Genomic DNA, 17,337 nt, shown 5'->3' on the forward strand with positions numbered 1-17,337 from the left:
GTTCGGCAGTAATGCCACGCGTCGATTGCCCTTTTTGCTGTATTGTTATTGAATGGTTACTCGCCACCCCCACCGCCGTCACCCCCACCATCAAATCCTCCGTCGATCCCGCCGTCTGTCGCATGGGACGTGTCGGTCAAATCAACAGGGAAGAGTAAGAACGGAATCGCGTCGGCGCCGTCCGGTGGGAGAATCGAAGATGGGAAGAGTTGTTGCAAGATCGTTTGTTGACTTAAATACAATCGGATCGCTGTCAAATAGACTAAGTCTTTCCGGTACTTAAAATGTAAATCGGAGCGTAACGCCTCTGCCATTCGTTCGAGTGACGAAGCGTGAACGTTTGGGTCACCGAGTAACGCAAGCATGCCGTGGAACGACAGCGGAACATGGTGTTTACGATGTATCTTACGGGATGACTCCACTTGTGCGATATAGCGATCCCAATCGTCTTCAGGCAATAAAGCGAATATCAAGGCGACGACATACGTCTGTTGAGCGCGTCCGAATCGTCGTTTGAGTCGTTGATAAACCATCTCGATACGCGAGGCGAGTTCGTCTAACTCACCGCGTGTCGTAGCGTGAAAGTAGACGAAAGAGATCAATAGCGGTGACACGATGAACCGATGTTGTTTTTTGAGGCGTGTATATAATTGTACCGTTCGTTCGAGTACCGCGTCCTGTGGAGTTAGACGGCTGATGAACAGGGCAGTAGAGTAGGCATTCAAGGGATGCGACAAGCGATGCGATTTTAAATAGCCATGAATCGACATCATCTCAGCAATCCGACTCGGTGTGTGGGCGTCAAAGGCATGAATCTTCGAAGCAAGTAATAATGCCTGGGTCGTTTGTGTACGCAACCGTATTTTCAAATCGTCTGCTGTCTCAAGCAACACACTTGCGGAAACCTGCTCCGTTCCAATCGTCCGGTCGAATGCCAGTTCGATCAGAATGCCATCCTGATAGGTTCTGAATTCTGGTCCAATGTGATCCAGCTGTCGCAAGAAAGTCGTCGCGATCTCCATGACTGTTCCTCCTCTGCCTTTTCTTATAGTGTATCACGCAGTGAAAGCGTTCTCTTATTTTTTCAGTTGGGTGTCAATCAATCGTTCTGCTGCGCGCCGGTACAAGTTACTCATGTGAGCCATAGCGAGAATCTGTTCCAGTGGATCAGTCGTCGAGGCGGTCAGAGCGTCTTGTTCCGTTACGAAGCGCGCTGTATTTCGTTCCGTCAGTTCGAGGTAATTACGATAAAACCCTTCAAGATCGAGTTGGTCCTGTTCGATCCCTGCGTTCAAGGGCGAGAGAATCGTCTTGATATCATTAATCGAAAACGAACTTTTCAATTGATAAATCAAGCTGATCAGAATCAAGTGTTCCTTCGTATACTTTTTATTCGTGACCGGAAAGAATAATTTCTTTTTGGCATAATTGTTGATCATCGTCTTCGTCAAAATCGTCTCGTCTGCACTTCGCGTCGTTTCCTCGAATGTCCGCTCGAACAGTTGGATGACTTGATCCATATAGAGATCGATATTCGGGATATCTTCGAGCTGTAATTGACGATCGTGTCTCGTGTCGTCAGAATGTGTCATAAAAAAACCTCCAAAATCGCTAAAATAGGACTTTCTACTTCTCCATCATATGATAGAATACGTATATAACGCCATGTAGTATTCAAAACTACATATCAGAGGAGGAACGAAAGTGAAAGCTTATATGAGAGAACCGATTAATGGATTAACGCATCTTGGAGGGGCTGTCTTTGCTTTTGTCGGGTTACTGGCACTTGTCATCAAGGCATCGTTAGAACGGGGGGCATCACTTGCGATCGTTGCAGCGATTATTTTTGGTGTCAGTATGATGGCGCTTTATGCTGTTTCGGCAACGTATCATATGGTGCTTGCGAGCGACCGGGCGATCGCGATCTGGCGTCGGTTGGATCATTCGATGATTTATCTGTTGATCGCCGGGTCTTACGCACCGTTTTGTCTCGTCAGTCTGAACGGTCCGACCGGTTGGGTCTTGTTCAGCATTGTCATGTTGATTGCAGTCTCTGGAATCACCTTTAAATTGGTTTGGTTCAACAGTCCGCGTTGGTTATCAACGACGCTCTACATCGGAATGGGCTGGATCATGGTATTTGCGATCACACCACTCGCGCAAGTCTTATCACCGCTCGGCATCGGATTGTTGTTCCTTGGTGGTATCTTCTATACGATCGGTGGCATCATCTATGGGCTGAAGCCACGTATTTTATCGTTCAAACATCTTGGATTCCATGAAATCTTCCATATCTTCGTACTACTGGGTAGCCTAGCGCATTTCCTATGTGTCTACTTCTTCGTCTTGTGAGGATGTCCTCCTTCAGTCAATGGCTGAAGGAGTTTTTTTGTGTCTGATGGAAAATACAGGAGAAGTCGAGTGTCCTCACGAATGAAAGAACGAATAGATCACGCATAGGGGGAAAAACATGAAACACACACGATGGCAGTTAGAGACACTCTACACGATAGATGACGTCAAAGCAGGAATTACTACGATACAAGCGGCGTTGACAAAACGTCCGACTAATGTGGCAGAACAGGTCGAACGTTATCAGCAAGTCGCGAGCGACGTCGAGGAATGGAGCGACTTCATTTATTGTCTGTACGCTGAAGATGTCACGCGCTCAGAAGTCCATCCATTGCTCGAAGAGATCGAAATCGTGCAAGCGATGGTGCGCAGTGAGGCAGCAGCACTCGATACGAAGATCGCCGCACTGTCACAAGAAGAGTGGGAGGAGCTCGTCACGGGTTCACCATACGCCTTTTTCTTGAACGAACGCCGTGACATCCAGTCCCGTCGTGCACCACTAGTTCAGGAACAATTGTTGCAGGATCTCGGTGTGGACGGGTTCCAAGGCTGGGGGCAGCTCTACAAACAGCGCTTCATGGCATTGCGCGTTGACTTGGACAAAAAGCAGGTCACGATTGGTCAAGGGCTACACGAAGCGATGTTCGCACCTGACCGTTCGGCTCGTTTAGCGGCAGCGACAGCAGTTGACACCGCTTGTGCAAAAGAAGCTGACTTGTTTGCGACGATTCTGAACCGGATTGCTGGCTTCAGACTGCAATCCTACAAGATGCGGAACTGGGAGCAACCGTTGACCGAGTTGCTTGAGCAGAACCGGATCTCGGAAGCGAGCCTAAAAGCGATGATGGAAGCACTCGATCAACACCGCGACCTCTTTCACGCCTATTACGCTCGGAAGATTGCCCAGGCGGAGCGGGTGACGGGAGAATGGCATGATTTTGAGACGAACACCTATCGCTCCGCGCGTCACGTTCCGTTTGAGATGGCAGAGACAATCGTCACGACACAATTCAAACGATTGAATCCGCAGCTCGGCGCCTTCGCGGAAAACGTGTTTAGTGAGGGATGGGTCGATGCAGAGAATCGTCCTGGAAAAGCGGAAGGTGGATTCTGTGCCGCATTCCCGATTGCAAAAGAGAGTCGAATTTTCATGACGTACCGTGATAGTTATCCGGACGTCGCGACGCTCGCTCATGAATTCGGTCATGCTTATCATAATTATTTACTGCAAGACGAACCGTATTTAAATCAAGTCAAAGGAACGAGCATCGCGGAGACGGCTTCGACGTTCATGGAGAATCTCGTCCTCGATGCTGCCATCAAAGAGACGACGGAACGGGAGGAAGTGCTCGCTCTTCTAGAGGTCAAGATCCGAGAAGGGCTGAAATATGCCAGCATCGTTCCCGGCATGTTCCGGTTCGAGCAACGTTTTTATGCGGAACGTCAGCAAGGGACGGTCAGTGCCGAACGGTTAAGTGAACTCCTGCAAGAGGAAGAACGGTTAGCCTATGGTCCAGTATTGCCTGAACCGGCGCGCTATAAATGGATGTACATCAGTCACTTGTTCAATCCGAATCTTGCGTTCTACAACATTCCCTACACGATCGGTTATCTGCTCAGCAATAGTCTGTATCAGACGGTTCAAGCGAATCCGAGTCAATTTTCGGCAGTCTTTGAAGCCGTCATGCATGATTCCGGTCAAGCGACGATTGATGAGATCGTTACACGTCATCTCGACGCTGATCCGACATCTGTCGCGTTTTGGATGGAAGCTCAGCAACCGCTCGTCCAGGCAATTGAGCAGTACCTGACGTTAACGGAATCATCTCTCTCCGTCGATTGAAGACGAATCGAAACGGGAACAGAAATGTAGGGAGGGATGCGGATGTATGAACAGGAGAAACAATTAGTCGCTGAGGCAGCACTAACTTACGTGAAAGATGGGATGATAGTGGGTCTTGGGACGGGTTCGACGACGGAACGGTTCATCGAGGCGCTCGGTCCACTTGTGCAGGCGGGACTACAAATTCAAGGTGTGGCGACGTCACTTGCGACGGTCCGACTCGCGGAACAGTTACACATTCCGTTGATCGACTTGGAAGAGGGAATGGAAATCGATGTGACGATCGATGGGATCGATCAAATTGACGGACACTTCCAAACAATCAAAGGTGGTGGCGGTGCACTATTTCGCGAGAAAATTGTCGCACTGATGAGTCGAGAATTGCTCTATCTGACCGATTCCTCGAAGTTCGTCCATCATTTAAGCGGACCGTTACCGGTTGAACTGGATCCGTTTGCCTTACCGTATGTACGACAACGGTTGCGTGATAAGCATGTCTCCGCAACGTTGCGGCTGAAAGACGATCGTCCCTTCGTTACAGATGGAGGTCACGTGATTCTTGACGTGGATGTATCAGCCATCTCGGACGTCCGAGTATTCGCAAAAGAAGTAAAGAGTTGGTCGGGTGTACTCGAGACCGGTTACTTCGAGCGACAGCCCGATCATGTCCTGACGGTCGAAGAGGGAAAGGTCAAACGTATCGCGCATCCACGACTGCGTGATGGTGGTGGATTGGTTTAAGAAAGAAAGAAGGAAACCGTATGGGCTTGAAAAAACGGTATTTATTCGGAGCAGGTGTCATTGCCGGTGCGAGTCTACTGTTGTTCAGGAAGCGGGAACAGGGCACACAGACCGATGCGCTACGTGACTATTTAGCGCATCTCGATCAGGATCCGAGTCCCGATGCTGCGAAAGACCCGGATGAAGTCGGATTGACGAAACTGGATTCGATCTATCGGTCGGAGTGGCAAGCGAACGGGTTCCCGCGTTCGCGGACGGAGCTAGAGGAGCTTGAAAAATAAAAGAACTTGAAAACAGCCTTGAATTCAATGAATCAAGGCTGTTTGACTTAGAGGTAATTGAAAAGAGGAGAAGCTCACCATGCCAATTTGAAATCTTATCCTGAATCATATTAGAACTGAGCATTTAGTTACGCTTACTAATCTTTGCTATCGACATAAAGCTAAACAAAATTACTAAAATGCCAACAAATTGCACCTTTACATGATAAAGAGGATCAAAATAATTTGTTTCGAATTGAAACACGTGTGGCCAGGGCATGAACTGTCCTTTTGTGACGATCTCGAGCAAGGTGTACATAAGTAGAAGGGAGAGTGCATATTCAAACCGTTTTGTCCAAAGTATAAGTGTCATACCGAAAAATAGAAAGAGCAATATCAACTCTATATGGTGTAGAAAAACGATTGTTGGTATATCGACATCATTGAACAATAGTGTCCCGGTTAAAACTAAATAACCAACGAAATAGAGTAATAGAAAGCGAAGAATATCCATTACAAGCCACTTACGGTAGTAGGGAACTAATGTATCGTATGCACCTTCATCAAAAATCGGCTGAAAATGTAAGATGACCGTCCAAGCAATCCAAGGAATAAATGCTGTCTGGATAACTTGAATGCCATATTGCATCGGATTGAACAAAACATATGATTCTAGTGCAACAAACATAATTAGAGGAAGAAGCATTGCGATTCCATGAAGTCTCCAATCAAACCAAAATAATCTTTTGAACGCTAGGCTTCTTTTCATTTCGAACCTCGCATTACCATCAAGTAACCGTCCATCAGTTTGGGTTCAATGTCCGACGAAGAGGCTGCGGCTTCTTCTAAATAGCGAACCTCGATTTGCTCACCGTGTTCATTAAGATCAACGACTCGTTCGTCCTGCATCCATCCACCAAGTTCCTCAAGGGAGACCTTTACGCTCGAAAGATGACCTCTAGCTAAATTCTTCAGTTCTAACGGTGTTCCTTCAAATCGAACGATTCCATTTTGTAGAATTCCGATTTTAGTACACAAAAACTCAATGTCTTCGACAATATGCGAAGAAATGATGATAGTGTGATCTTTGCCTAATTCACGTAGTAAATTTCTGAAACGAATTCGTTCTTCGATATCTAGTCCAGCTGTTGGTTCATCAAACACAAGGATTTTAGGCTTGCGTAATAAAAGCTGTGCGATACCCACACGCCGACGCATTCCACCAGATAAATCATTCATTCGCATGTCTCTCTTATCTTGAAGATTCACGCGGTGAAGGGCTTCGTCTACTTTTTCTTGACGCTCTGATTCTGTAGTAATACCTTGTAATAAAGCAAGATGAAGAAGTACATCTTCCACTTTGAGACTAGGATAGATATTAAAGTCTTGTGGTAAAAATCCGACTTCTCTCGAAACATCCGCATATTTTCTCTTCACAACGGACTTTCCGTCGATACTAATTTGTCCTCCAGAAACGGAAGTCAGTCCACATAGTACTTTCATCAAAGTCGTTTTCCCTGCTCCGTTTGGACCTAATAGACCAAAAATCCCTTCGATTTCAAGCGAAACATGGTGTAAAATTTGTTTCTTTCGATAGGATTTTGAGAGATGTTGTAACTGGATCATGACTCCATACTCCTTTGCACTCTATTTTTCCGTCTCGTTTAATTCTGAGTACCATTTTTTCAACAATATTAATTGTTGCTTATGGTCATAGTCCATAAATTCTTTAATCCAACGCTCTACTTCCTTCATATCTAAGTTAGATTGTTGGAGGAAAAATGGATCCACCTCTATTGGCTCTAGTTTTAATTCTGTTTGAATCCAATAAGAGAAGGCAGCGTTGAATACTTTCCATTTGGGTTGTACCTTCACTTCACTTGAACTATTTGACCAAAGAATTCCTGGCACATAAGTTGCCACTACTTCACTTAAGCTTTGATCCAAACGAAGTGTCGTTCCAATCTGCAACAAGAGATGCGCATCATCAAGATAACTGTTTCGTTCTTCGTTTGGAGAAACAAGGATAATTTTTTTAGGTACTACCGTTTGTTTATCAAATGTTCGCTGCAATACAGCGTTAGTTTGTTCTAATGTTTTTTGGACCGATTGCCAGTAAGTTTGTGGCATTGACCACGAGTCATCTGTAACGAGTTCATGATCTTTATACTCAAAAACTGCAAGATGTCCTTGCATCATCGTTACACCAGCTACACGACCTATTAAAGATCGCTCTCCCTGTCTTTTTAAGTTCGTTGTGATATCTTTCGGGATATCTCCCGAGATTTTAATATCACTCATTTTTTGTCGATCTCCGATAAGATCTAACGTTCCAACACCTAAACGATTGATTGGCTGAGACTGTCGAACAGGATACCAGTTTAATGTAGCAGGCAAATACCATGTATCTTTTGTAAGAGCAAAATATGGGCTATTTTTTATGTCGTAACGAACTTTAACATTCGTAGTAGAACCATCTGACGAAATCGGAAAAGAGATAAAGTCGCCTTGACGCTTAAATTTAACTTTCCTGTTGTTTACTATTACAGCGTTTACGTCGTATTCATGCCACAAAGAAAGACTGATAGATTGTTTCTGAGAAACTTTCATTAACATATCAGCTTCTACTTTTAATGCGTTGGTTTCTTGTACCATATTTAAGTTCATCTTTTGAATCATATAATCAAGAGCACCCTTTTCAGGAACAAAGGTATACGGGGGTTTATAGTGCTTCGATAAATCAGAATCAAAACTGCGATCAAAACTCAATTGATTGTTCGCGAGTGCAAAGGGAGATACAAAAACAAGGACTCCTAATCCAAGTATGGAGAAAACTACTGTCAAAATTCTTTTAGAAGCTCTCAAGTGCCATTGTCCAACTAAAAGAAATAACAAGACGCATTGCAGTGATATATGAAGGATATTCTTTATAAAAAGAGCTTCATTTCCGAGAAAACCACTGAGTTGTGCATGGATATGCCCTGGTTGAATAGGACCAATAAACAATAGACTACGTATTCCCTCGAATCCACCTTTGTAGAAATAGTCAGAGAAGAATTCGGTATTTAATGGACCAATCAATACCCATACGAGAAAGAGTGCCAACATGCCAGTCTTTTTCTTTCCAAATATCAGTGCACAGTTGATTCCCCATAATGCTGTTAGAGTGAGCGGTAAGAAGTAAAAAATCACAGCATGCTCTACAATATCAAGTTGAAACGTAGACCATGGAATCTCTTGATTCTGATAGTAGATGAACAAACCTAATAGACCTATCAAGAGAGTTGTCCCTACAAAAATGACATGATTGAGAAGGATTGAAAAAATTCGCTGATATTGTATGGTGACGATATCCGGGAAGAGTATGCTTTGTCGATACTGCACTTCTTCAGAGACAAGTCGATACATATAGACGGCGACTAGTAACATCATTCCTTGTACAGGAATAACAAACCCATTCAAGAGGCTTGCATAATCCATGTACACATACTCCTCCCGAATGTCGGCGATGATCTTCATTCCAATACTAAAAGGAAACAGAAGTAAGGAGAATACGTAAAAATAACTTTTAATCATTTGTAATCCGTAAAATTTTAGTAGATCTTTTACAATGATTTTCTTCACTTTTTTCACCTCTTTATTTTACTTGTGATAGTTGGGTATTATCACAAGTAAGTTTTAATAGTAGTGCTACTATCTTCTTTGTAGTTCATCAACAAAAAACTAAGAACAATGGGGAAAACCATTATTCTCTCAAACTAATACTGAATGAGAGAGACAATTCTACAGCTTTGCAAAGAAATACGTCTATCCTTTTCAAGGTTGACACGTATTTGAGTGTATTTTTAAACAATCCATTACTTTAGGTAAAGAAGAAGCGGAGTTCATAGTCCCTTCAGTCTTAGTCATCAAATCTATCCACACCAAATTGAACGTAATAAATTGGAATTACAAAAAGACATTTTCGAAATAGTGCGTAACACTACAAACAAAGAGCTTTAATCAAAGAATCGACAGGGATCAGGTTTTGACTAGAGAAAAGCTCATAACTCAAAAATAAAAAGAGACGAATAACACGAATTTAAAGATAATACGACAGATTCGGAGAGTAGTTGTTGAGAAGCAAAGGAAAAGTAATTTGGATATTTATGCTATACATCATATGATCATTTTGGCTTCGTTCTTGAAGTAATCGTAACAGCTAGCGATACCTAATTACGAAGTGGAGTTTTAATCTAAACAGCCCTGAATCCTAATGATCCAGGGCTGTTTTCATGTGTCTTAATATGTAAGCGATCCTGCAATGATCAAACCAATCGAAATCGATAAGAAGAGGAGCAGCAAGCCGACTGCTTCATTGTTCGCATCAATCTCTTTCGTCATGCTCAGACGTGGGATTAGTAAATCCGCGAGATAGAATAAGACGATTTGTAAGACGATCGCGAGTGCGCCCCATAACACCATATCGAGAATGCTGACAGAGTTCGAGATACTCGAATAGAGGACGATGGCAAGACCAAGAATACGTCCACCGAAAGCGTAGACGGCCGCTTTCTTTCCGTTACGGATGAGTTCGAGCTCCTTCGATTTCGTCGTCACCTCGAACAAGACGACACCGATTGCTAGTAGTACGGTCGCGACACCGATATACGAGAGCGTTGAAAGAAATAGATCACTGAATGTCATGCTGGTACCTCCATCATGATTTTTTATTTTTTTTGCGTTGTTCGTATGCAACATACAATTCAAGCAGTGCTCCGACGAGAATACCTGCTGATACATACAAATAGAAGTTGTCACCAATGAATCCGAACAAGAGACCTAAAATGAGGCCGATCAGGATATAGGGACCTTTTGCTAACTTCATGCCAATCACCTACCTCTTCTTTAAAGGTAGCGGATTTCAGAGGTGGCGTCCATCGTTATTCTTGAAAGCTGACGGCAGATTCTGCATTAGGAGAAAACAGGACGACTTGATTCCGCCCTTGTTGCTTTGCCTGATAGAGAGCAGCATCCGCATCCAGTAGAAGATCGTCGATTTGCAGTGTCGTCTCATCGTATGCGGCTAAACCAAACGATGCCGTGAGCGGTAGCTCTGTCGTCGCTAGTCGGAACGGACTAGAAGCGACCCGTTCGCGTAATTGCTCTGCTAAAGGCAAGACTTCAGCAAGCGGAACACTCTCAAACAGGACTGAAAACTCCTCACCGCCGTTACGGGATAAATACCCGCTTTCTGCCACTCCATCGCGCAGTCGATTGGCGAACTGCCGCAGCACCTCGTCGCCCGCCTCATGTCCATACGTATCGTTGACCTGTTTAAAATGATCGATGTCGATCGTCAACAACACGACCGACTGTTTGGTTAGAATCAATCGCTGTTTGACATCCGTAAAGTATTCATTGAAGGCGCGTGAATTGTTCAATCCTGTCAAAAAGTCGAGTTGCGCTTTTTGCCGAAGCATCCGTAATGATTGTTTGGTCAACCGAATATCGCGGATGATCAGTAGGGCGAGCCAGCTACTGACGAACGATGCAGGAATGACGACTGCCATCACTTCAAGTAGAAGAATCTGTTTCGGTAAGACAATCCATAAGACAAGAGCGTGTAAAGCCGTCGCGTAGAGCGTCACGAGTGTGAATGTTCGTTTTGCATAAGGTGGCATTTCGCGAACGATTAAGCTCGTTCCTAAAGCAATGGCGACAATGAAGCCGAATGCGGTGAAGGCTGCTAGATTCGTTCCTAAACTGAAACGATAGATGATGATTGCAATCGTCACGATCGTTGTCGGGATGGCGCCACCAAAGTAGGCAGCGACGACGACCGGAATATGACGCAAATCAACCATGACGCCAGGTGCTGCTTCAATCGTCATCTGCATGAGTAGTAATGAGATGACACTTAAGGCAAGACCATACAGGACGCGGGTCAGAAGTGGTGATTCACGGGTGATCGGGAGCGGTGATAATTTTCCGAGCAGATAGAAACCAGCCATTAATAGCGTCACGTTATGCAAGACGTCAAAAAGGATGCTTTTCATGAAATGTCCATCCTTTCAATTAAAAGTACGTTACTTAAAAGACATACGCCATAAAAGGACTAACTCCTGTTCCATGAAAAAATAATCTATCTGATGCAATTGTGTCTATAATGTGAACTTATGATTTCTATAAGCTGTACTTATAGTTTGGCGGAATTTAATTGACCTCTTCGACACTGCGTTGTTAAATGATGAAGAAGCGATATGAAAGCGCTTACTAAAATCGAAGGAGATCTACTTATGGAACTTGTCATCATTCTTCTTGCCTTATCCTTATTGATGTTCGTTGCCTATCGTGGTTTTTCGGTCATCCTATTTGCGCCAATCTGTGCCTTGTTCGCCGTCCTACTGACGAACCCGGATTGGGTGTTACCTTTCTTCTCGAATATCTTCATGGAAAAGATGGTCGGCTTCATCAAGGCGTACTTCCCGGTCTTCCTCCTCGGGGCGATTTTCGGAAAAGTCGTTGAGATGTCCGGTATCGCGGAGTCGATCGCAAAGACGATCATCCGTATGATCGGTGCGAAGCGTGCCATTCTTGCTATCGTCTTACTTGGCGCCATTCTTACATATAGCGGCGTCAGCTTATTCGTTGTCGTCTTCGCTGTGTATCCGTTCGCAGCGAACTTATTCCGCGAAGCGAACATCCCGAAACGCCTCATCCCGGGAACGATCGCCCTTGGTGCATTCACGTTCACGATGGATGCCTTACCAGGAACACCTCAGATTCAAAACGTCATCCCAACGACGTTCTTCAAAACAGATATCTACGCTGCGCCAATCATGGGAACGGTCGGTGGATTGTTCATCCTAGTCGTCGGTATGTGGTATCTCGAGTCACGCAAGAAAAAAGCCCATCAAGCAGGGGAAGGCTACGCTGGATTTGAAGCAACGGCGGCAAGTGCCGCACCGCAGATGGAGTTGAAGAATGAACCAGAAATGACGCTCGAGACGGATCGTCAACCGGTCTATCGGCAAGTCCTTGCCTTCGTCCCACTCGTCCTCGTTGCCGTCATGAACAAAGTCTTCACACTCTCGATTCCGAAATGGTATCCGGAAGGATTTGATTTTTCAGCAATCGGTTTAGAGGCATTCGGAAAGATTGAGACGCCGGCCGTTCTTGCGATCTGGTCCGTCCAAATGGCATTATTGATCGGAATTCTCGCAGCGATGCTCTATGACTTCCCGAAGATCAAGACGAACTTCCAAGCTGGTTTGAACGTCAGTATCGGTGGCGCGCTTCTAGCGGTCATGAATACAGGTGCTGAGTATGGTTTCGGAGGCGTTATCGCAGCGTTACCAGGATTCAAGTCCGTCTCAAGCGGGATCTCAGAGACATTTACGAATCCGCTCGTCAATGGAGCCGTCACGACGACGACGCTTGCCGGCGTTACTGGTTCCGCATCAGGCGGGATGGGAATCGCGTTAAGTGCGATGTCGGATAAATATACGCAAGCCATCACATCAGGCGGCGTGCCACCGGAAGTCATGCATCGCGTCATCTCGATGGCGTCCGGCGGAATGGATACGTTACCGCATAACGGTGCCGTCATCACGTTACTTGCCGTTACGGGGCTGACGCATCGTCAGTCGTATAAGGACATCTTCATGATTACGATCCTCAAGACAGTGACGGTCTTCTTGATGATTGGATTGTATAGTTTGACTGGTTTGTACTAAGGATTTTTAAAGGGGGCATCATCAGATGAAACAGGGGAAAGTATACGCATCATTCGCGGAAGCGACAGCAGACATCTTTGACGGGGCGACGCTAGTCGTAGGGGGCTTCGGACTCTGCGGAATCCCGGAAAAATCAATTACCGCGTTGCAAGAGAAGGGCGTCAAGGATTTGACGGTCGTCAGTAATAACTGTGGCGTCGATGACTTCGGACTCGGTCTCCTCTTGCAGACGCGACAAATCAAGAAGATGATTTCATCGTATGTCGGGGAAAACAAGACGTTCGAGCAACAATACCTCAGTGGCGAGATTGAAGTCGATCTCGTCCCACAAGGTACACTTGCGGAACGTATCCGTGCCGGTGGAGCTGGCATTCCCGGTTTCTATACACCAACTGGCGTCGGGACACCGATTGCTGAAGGGAAGGAACAAAAAGAGTTCGATGGAAAAACGTATCTGCTCGAAGAAGGAATCGTCGGTGATTTTGCGATCGTCAAGGCATGGAAAGCAGATCGACTCGGGAATCTTGTCTTCCGGAAGACGTCACGCAACTTTAACCCGATCGTCGCGACAGCCGGAAAAGTAACGATCGTTGAAGTCGAAGAACTGGTCGAAGTCGGTGAACTCGACCCGAATGAGATTCATACACCTGCTGTCTACGTCCAGCGCATCGTCGTCGGAACGGATTATGAAAAACGCATCGAACGCCGGACTGTCCGGGAAGCTTGAGGAGGAGACGGATATGAAAACGACACGAGAGATCATCATTGAACGCGCACTTCAGGAAATCGAAGACGGGATGTACGTTAACCTCGGGATCGGAATTCCGACATTGATCGCCAATGCGATTCCGGACGATATGCATGTCATGCTGCAATCCGAAAATGGACTGCTTGGCATCGGACCGTATCCGCTTGATCATGAAGTCGATGCCGATGAAATCAATGCCGGCAAAGAAACGGTCACGGCACAATCCGGAGCATCTTACTTCGACAGTGCCGAATCGTTCGCGATGATTCGCGGTGGGCACATCGACCTCGCGATCCTCGGCGGGATGGAGGTCGATCAAAACGGTGACCTCGCGAACTGGATGATTCCGGGCAAAATGGTCAAAGGCATGGGCGGGGCGATGGATCTCGTCAACGGAGCAAAACGCGTCGTCATCATCATGGAGCATGTCAACAAACACGGCGAATCGAAAGTCAAACAGGCGTGTACCTTGCCGTTGACAGGACGCGCCGTCGTCAACCGTTTGATTACGGACCGGGCCGTCTTTGATTTCACACCGGACGGAATGGTCTTGATCGAGACGCTGAATGGTCATACGGTCGAAGACGTCAAACAAGTCACGGAAGCACGATTCACGGTCAGTCCGGAACTCGAGCGCGTGACGGTAGGGGAGTGAAGCAGATGGTCCAAGAAGATATCGTACTCGTCACAGGTGCAGGAAGCGGAATTGGTCTTGAAATCTCAAAGGCGTTTGCTGCGGCAGGAGCAAAGGTCGTCGTAACGGACGTTCGCGCAGAAGCAGCAGAAGAGGCTGCGGCAGCGATTCGCGCAGACGGTCATGAAGCGGTTGGCATGACGCTCAACGTCACTGATGAAGCACAGGTCGAAGCCGTCTTGAAGCAGACGGTCGAACAGTTTGGTCGACTCGACGTCTTGATCAATAACGCGGGTCTTCAACACGTCTCACCAATTGAAGAGTTTCCAACAGAGAAGTTCGAATTGATGATCAAGATCATGTTGACGGCGCCGTTCATCGCTATCAAACATGCCTTTCCAATCATGAAGGAACAAGGCTACGGACGGATTCTTAACATGGCATCGATCAATGGTTTAATCGGTTTTGCTGGGAAAGCGGCGTATAACTCGGCGAAGCATGGATTGCTCGGTCTGACGAAAGTCGCAGCCCTTGAAGGAGCAGAACACGGAATCACCGTCAACGCGATTTGCCCGGGGTACGTCGATACACCACTTGTCCGGAATCAGATGGAAGACTTGGCGAAGACGCGTCACGTCGAGCTTGAGAAGGTACTCGAGGAAGTCATCTATCCGCTCGTTCCACAAAAACGGTTGCTCGCCGTCGAGGAAATCGCGGATTATGCATTGTTCCTCGCGAGCCGCAAAGCAAAAGGCATCACGGGACAAGCGAACGTACTCGATGGAGGATATACGATTCAATAAGGAGATGGAGCAGATGAGTGAAGCAGTCGTCATCGTCAGTGCGACGCGCACGGCGATCGGGAATTTCAATGGGAGTTTGAAAGACGTCAAAGCAACGGAACTTGGAGCGACAGTCATCCGCGCAGCACTTGAAAAAGCTGGTGTCGCAGGAGATCACGTCGACGAAGTCTTTTTCGGTAACGTCCTCTCAGCAGGACTTGGTCAAAATCCAGCACGGCAGGCGGCACTCGCTGCCGGATTACCGGAGACATGTCCAGCGATGACCGTTAACAAGGTCTGCGGATCCGGTCTCTCAGCCGTCCATCTCGCGTATCAGGCGATCAAGTCGGGCGAAGCCGATGTCATCGTTGCCGGTGGGATGGAGAACATGAGCCAAGCGCCGTATGTCTTATCGGGCGCACGGTCTGGACTGAAGATGGGTGACCAACCGCTCGTCGATACGATCATCCAGGATGGACTTGAGTGTGCGTTTAATGACTATCACATGGGAATCACGGCAGAGAATTTAGCCGACGCCTATGAACTCTCCCGCGAAGCCCAGGATCAGTTCGCTGCGACGAGTCAGCAAAAAGCGCAGACGGCATTAGCGGAAGAACGGTTCGTCTCGGAAATCACGCCAGTGTTAATTCCACAACGAAAAGGCGACCCGATCCGTTTTGATCAAGATGAGTTTCCACGTGCCGGAACATCTGTCGAAACACTCAGTCGTTTGCGCCCGGCATTCAAAAAGGACGGAACGGTTACGGCAGGCAATGCATCTGGCATCAATGACGGGGCTGCCGCACTTGTCATCATGTCCGCGACAAAGGCAAAAGAACTCGGTGTGACACCACTCGTTGAGATCGTCTCAAATGGAACGTCCGGTGTCGATCCGAGCATCATGGGAATCGGTCCCGTCCAAGCGGTCCAAAAGGCACTCGATAAAGCGGGACTGACGCTTGACGAGATCGATGTCATCGAAGCGAACGAAGCATTCGCGGCACAATCTCTCGCGGTCGATGCGGAGCTACAGTTCCCGCACGAGAAGCTCAACCGCAACGGTGGCGCAATCGCGCTCGGTCATCCGATTGGTGCGAGTGGTGCGCGGATTCTCGTTACGCTGATCCATGAACTCGAGCGGACGGGTGAGATGCATGGTCTTGCGACGTTATGCGTCGGTGGCGGTCAAGGGGTTGCGACAATTGTAAAATCTGTAAGAGGATAATTAAAATAGGATCAATTCAGAGAAATGAAAACACTCCTTTTGTTTTTCATGACTTAAGAGAGTATATAAGATTTGAGCTGTCTTCGTTTACTGAGAAGACAGCTTTTTCGTTTACCAACAATTATAGTGTTAGATATAGTGTTAGACTTAATTTTCGCTATTTTTTTTTGAAACTGCCACCCATACTTCACTGTATACCTGCTCTGGGTCATTACCATGAATCGTAAAGGATATGGCAGGCAAGTCAACCAATTCATAACCAGAGGAAGGTAACCATTCGGAGTATGAACGAGCCATTGTTTCTTGTAAAGTCGCCGGGAAAGGTCCACGATTCGGGAAAATGACCCATGTCGAAGCATCAACATACAGTTGTTCGAGTCCGATATCAGAATCCCTCAATTTTTGTGATGTAGCATATCCTAACATATGGGTTAGTGAACCGGTTTCTTCCTGAAAATGTTCCTCATGATCATAAGATACATTCAATATATGGTGAGGATAAAAATCAGCCATTGCTTTCATTTTTTCTCGTTGATCCGTTGTGATGGATTGGGCAAGCTCTAGAATGGATTCATTAACTCCTTCAAATTGTATTGGTACACGTTTAGAAACACCTGTTATAAAAAATGAACTTTTTTCCTCGATTTTAAATTCCATTGAAGTTCCTCCTTTAATCTCTAAATAAAATGTGAAAGGAGGAAAGGTTTTTTGAATTTTATTTTTTATGGCAAATGATGGTAAATAGCCTGACCAGTTACGAAAAGCTCTTGAAAACCCTTCTACAGAACGAAAACCATACTGGAAGGCGACCGTAGTTACAGAAGTGCCTTGAATCAAGTCGCGATTCGCTTCTGATAAACGTCGTTGTTTAATATAATCTGTTAATGTGATCCCTGACATATAAGAAAACATTCTTCGAAAATGATAATCGGATAGCCCTGTCAATCGAGTCACATCTTCAGGTGATAGTTCTTCTGTCAAATGTTCATCGATATAGTGCATCAATTGATTTAATTGTTCAAGCAATATTTATC

The 17,337-nt window shown here is 46.1% G+C and carries 18 protein-coding genes; 9 read left to right on the top strand and 9 right to left on the bottom strand.

The features are described from left to right. Positions 1 to 56: 56 nt before the first annotated feature. Together KNQ03_RS10680 and KNQ03_RS10685 are read right to left on the bottom strand one after the other, a co-directional pair. Positions 57 to 1,022 carry a DUF4003 family protein gene (locus tag KNQ03_RS10680; protein ID WP_064300177.1) on the bottom strand — a complete coding sequence of 322 codons (966 nt, stop codon included), beginning with the start codon at positions 1,020 to 1,022 and terminating at the stop codon, positions 57 to 59. Between the two features lie 54 nt (positions 1,023 to 1,076). After that, the gene (locus KNQ03_RS10685) at positions 1,077 to 1,592 is read right to left on the bottom strand and encodes a DUF1836 domain-containing protein (RefSeq protein ID WP_064300176.1); all 516 of its coding nucleotides are present in this window, start codon (positions 1,590 to 1,592) and stop codon (positions 1,077 to 1,079) included. Between the two features lie 112 nt (positions 1,593 to 1,704). On the opposite strand from KNQ03_RS10685, the gene trhA reads away from it, so the two are divergent. The 4 genes from trhA to KNQ03_RS10705 all read left to right on the top strand — a co-directional run bounded on the left by trhA (position 1,705) and on the right by KNQ03_RS10705 (position 5,217). Then, positions 1,705 to 2,352 (top strand): PAQR family membrane homeostasis protein TrhA, encoded by a 648-nt coding sequence (gene trhA / locus KNQ03_RS10690; RefSeq protein WP_023467814.1) that lies wholly within the window; start codon positions 1,705 to 1,707, stop codon positions 2,350 to 2,352. A 118-nt stretch (positions 2,353 to 2,470) separates the two neighbouring features. After that, positions 2,471 to 4,195, top strand: coding sequence for a M3 family oligoendopeptidase (locus KNQ03_RS10695; protein WP_214724606.1), 1,725 nt, complete (start codon positions 2,471 to 2,473; stop codon positions 4,193 to 4,195). 42 nt (positions 4,196 to 4,237) lie between these two features. Next, positions 4,238 to 4,936 carry a ribose-5-phosphate isomerase RpiA gene (gene rpiA, locus KNQ03_RS10700; protein WP_064300175.1) on the top strand — a complete coding sequence of 233 codons (699 nt, stop codon included), beginning with the start codon at positions 4,238 to 4,240 and terminating at the stop codon, positions 4,934 to 4,936. 20 nt (positions 4,937 to 4,956) lie between these two features. Then, entirely contained in the window at positions 4,957 to 5,217 is a 261-nt protein-coding gene (locus tag KNQ03_RS10705; RefSeq protein ID WP_064300174.1) for a hypothetical protein, read from the top strand. Between the two features lie 124 nt (positions 5,218 to 5,341). Here KNQ03_RS10705 and KNQ03_RS10710 read toward each other — a convergent pair whose 3' ends face one another. From KNQ03_RS10710 to KNQ03_RS10735, 6 genes are all read right to left on the bottom strand, one after another. Then, on the bottom strand, positions 5,342 to 5,965 hold the full coding sequence (locus tag KNQ03_RS10710; RefSeq protein WP_214724608.1) for a hypothetical protein: 624 nt from the start codon (positions 5,963 to 5,965) through the stop codon (positions 5,342 to 5,344). Beyond that, entirely contained in the window at positions 5,962 to 6,822 is an 861-nt protein-coding gene (locus KNQ03_RS10715; protein WP_214724610.1) for an ATP-binding cassette domain-containing protein, read from the bottom strand. The genes KNQ03_RS10710 and KNQ03_RS10715 overlap by 4 nt, the downstream gene beginning before the upstream one ends. A 21-nt stretch (positions 6,823 to 6,843) precedes the next feature. Then, positions 6,844 to 8,676 carry a hypothetical protein gene (locus KNQ03_RS10720; protein ID WP_214724612.1) on the bottom strand — a complete coding sequence of 611 codons (1,833 nt, stop codon included), beginning with the start codon at positions 8,674 to 8,676 and terminating at the stop codon, positions 6,844 to 6,846. Between the two features lie 801 nt (positions 8,677 to 9,477). Next, positions 9,478 to 9,882 carry a DUF350 domain-containing protein gene (locus KNQ03_RS10725; protein WP_023467822.1) on the bottom strand — a complete coding sequence of 135 codons (405 nt, stop codon included), beginning with the start codon at positions 9,880 to 9,882 and terminating at the stop codon, positions 9,478 to 9,480. A 13-nt stretch (positions 9,883 to 9,895) separates the two neighbouring features. After that, the gene (locus tag KNQ03_RS10730) at positions 9,896 to 10,063 is read right to left on the bottom strand and encodes a hypothetical protein (protein WP_023467823.1); all 168 of its coding nucleotides are present in this window, start codon (positions 10,061 to 10,063) and stop codon (positions 9,896 to 9,898) included. 55 nt (positions 10,064 to 10,118) lie between these two features. Continuing rightward, positions 10,119 to 11,234 (bottom strand): GGDEF domain-containing protein, encoded by a 1,116-nt coding sequence (locus tag KNQ03_RS10735; protein WP_214724614.1) that lies wholly within the window; start codon positions 11,232 to 11,234, stop codon positions 10,119 to 10,121. Between the two features lie 240 nt (positions 11,235 to 11,474). Between KNQ03_RS10735 and KNQ03_RS10740 the strand changes: the two genes are divergently transcribed. Genes KNQ03_RS10740 through KNQ03_RS10760 form a run of 5 tightly spaced genes read left to right on the top strand, consistent with a single transcriptional unit; the run spans position 11,475 to position 16,303 of the window. Continuing rightward, a complete protein-coding gene (locus KNQ03_RS10740; protein WP_035398062.1) occupies positions 11,475 to 12,914 on the top strand; it encodes a GntP family permease in 1,440 nt (479 codons plus the stop codon). Between the two features lie 25 nt (positions 12,915 to 12,939). Further along, positions 12,940 to 13,641 carry a CoA transferase subunit A gene (locus KNQ03_RS10745; RefSeq protein ID WP_029341303.1) on the top strand — a complete coding sequence of 234 codons (702 nt, stop codon included), beginning with the start codon at positions 12,940 to 12,942 and terminating at the stop codon, positions 13,639 to 13,641. Positions 13,642 to 13,654: 13 nt separating this feature from the next. Further along, positions 13,655 to 14,317 (top strand): 3-oxoacid CoA-transferase subunit B, encoded by a 663-nt coding sequence (locus KNQ03_RS10750; RefSeq protein WP_064300169.1) that lies wholly within the window; start codon positions 13,655 to 13,657, stop codon positions 14,315 to 14,317. Between the two features lie 5 nt (positions 14,318 to 14,322). Then, positions 14,323 to 15,099 (top strand): 3-hydroxybutyrate dehydrogenase, encoded by a 777-nt coding sequence (locus KNQ03_RS10755; protein ID WP_214724616.1) that lies wholly within the window; start codon positions 14,323 to 14,325, stop codon positions 15,097 to 15,099. A gap of 13 nt (positions 15,100 to 15,112) precedes the next feature. After that, positions 15,113 to 16,303, top strand: coding sequence for an acetyl-CoA C-acetyltransferase (locus tag KNQ03_RS10760; RefSeq protein ID WP_214724618.1), 1,191 nt, complete (start codon positions 15,113 to 15,115; stop codon positions 16,301 to 16,303). Positions 16,304 to 16,450: 147 nt separating this feature from the next. Here the strand turns inward: KNQ03_RS10760 and KNQ03_RS10765 are convergent, their stop codons facing one another. Next, entirely contained in the window at positions 16,451 to 17,329 is an 879-nt protein-coding gene (locus KNQ03_RS10765) for an AraC family transcriptional regulator (RefSeq protein WP_149427073.1), read from the bottom strand. Positions 17,330 to 17,337: the final 8 nt, after the last annotated feature.

Source organism: Exiguobacterium sp. s143 (assembly GCF_018618895.1).
GTDB classification, from domain to species: domain Bacteria; phylum Bacillota; class Bacilli; order Exiguobacteriales; family Exiguobacteriaceae; genus Exiguobacterium_A; species Exiguobacterium_A abrahamii.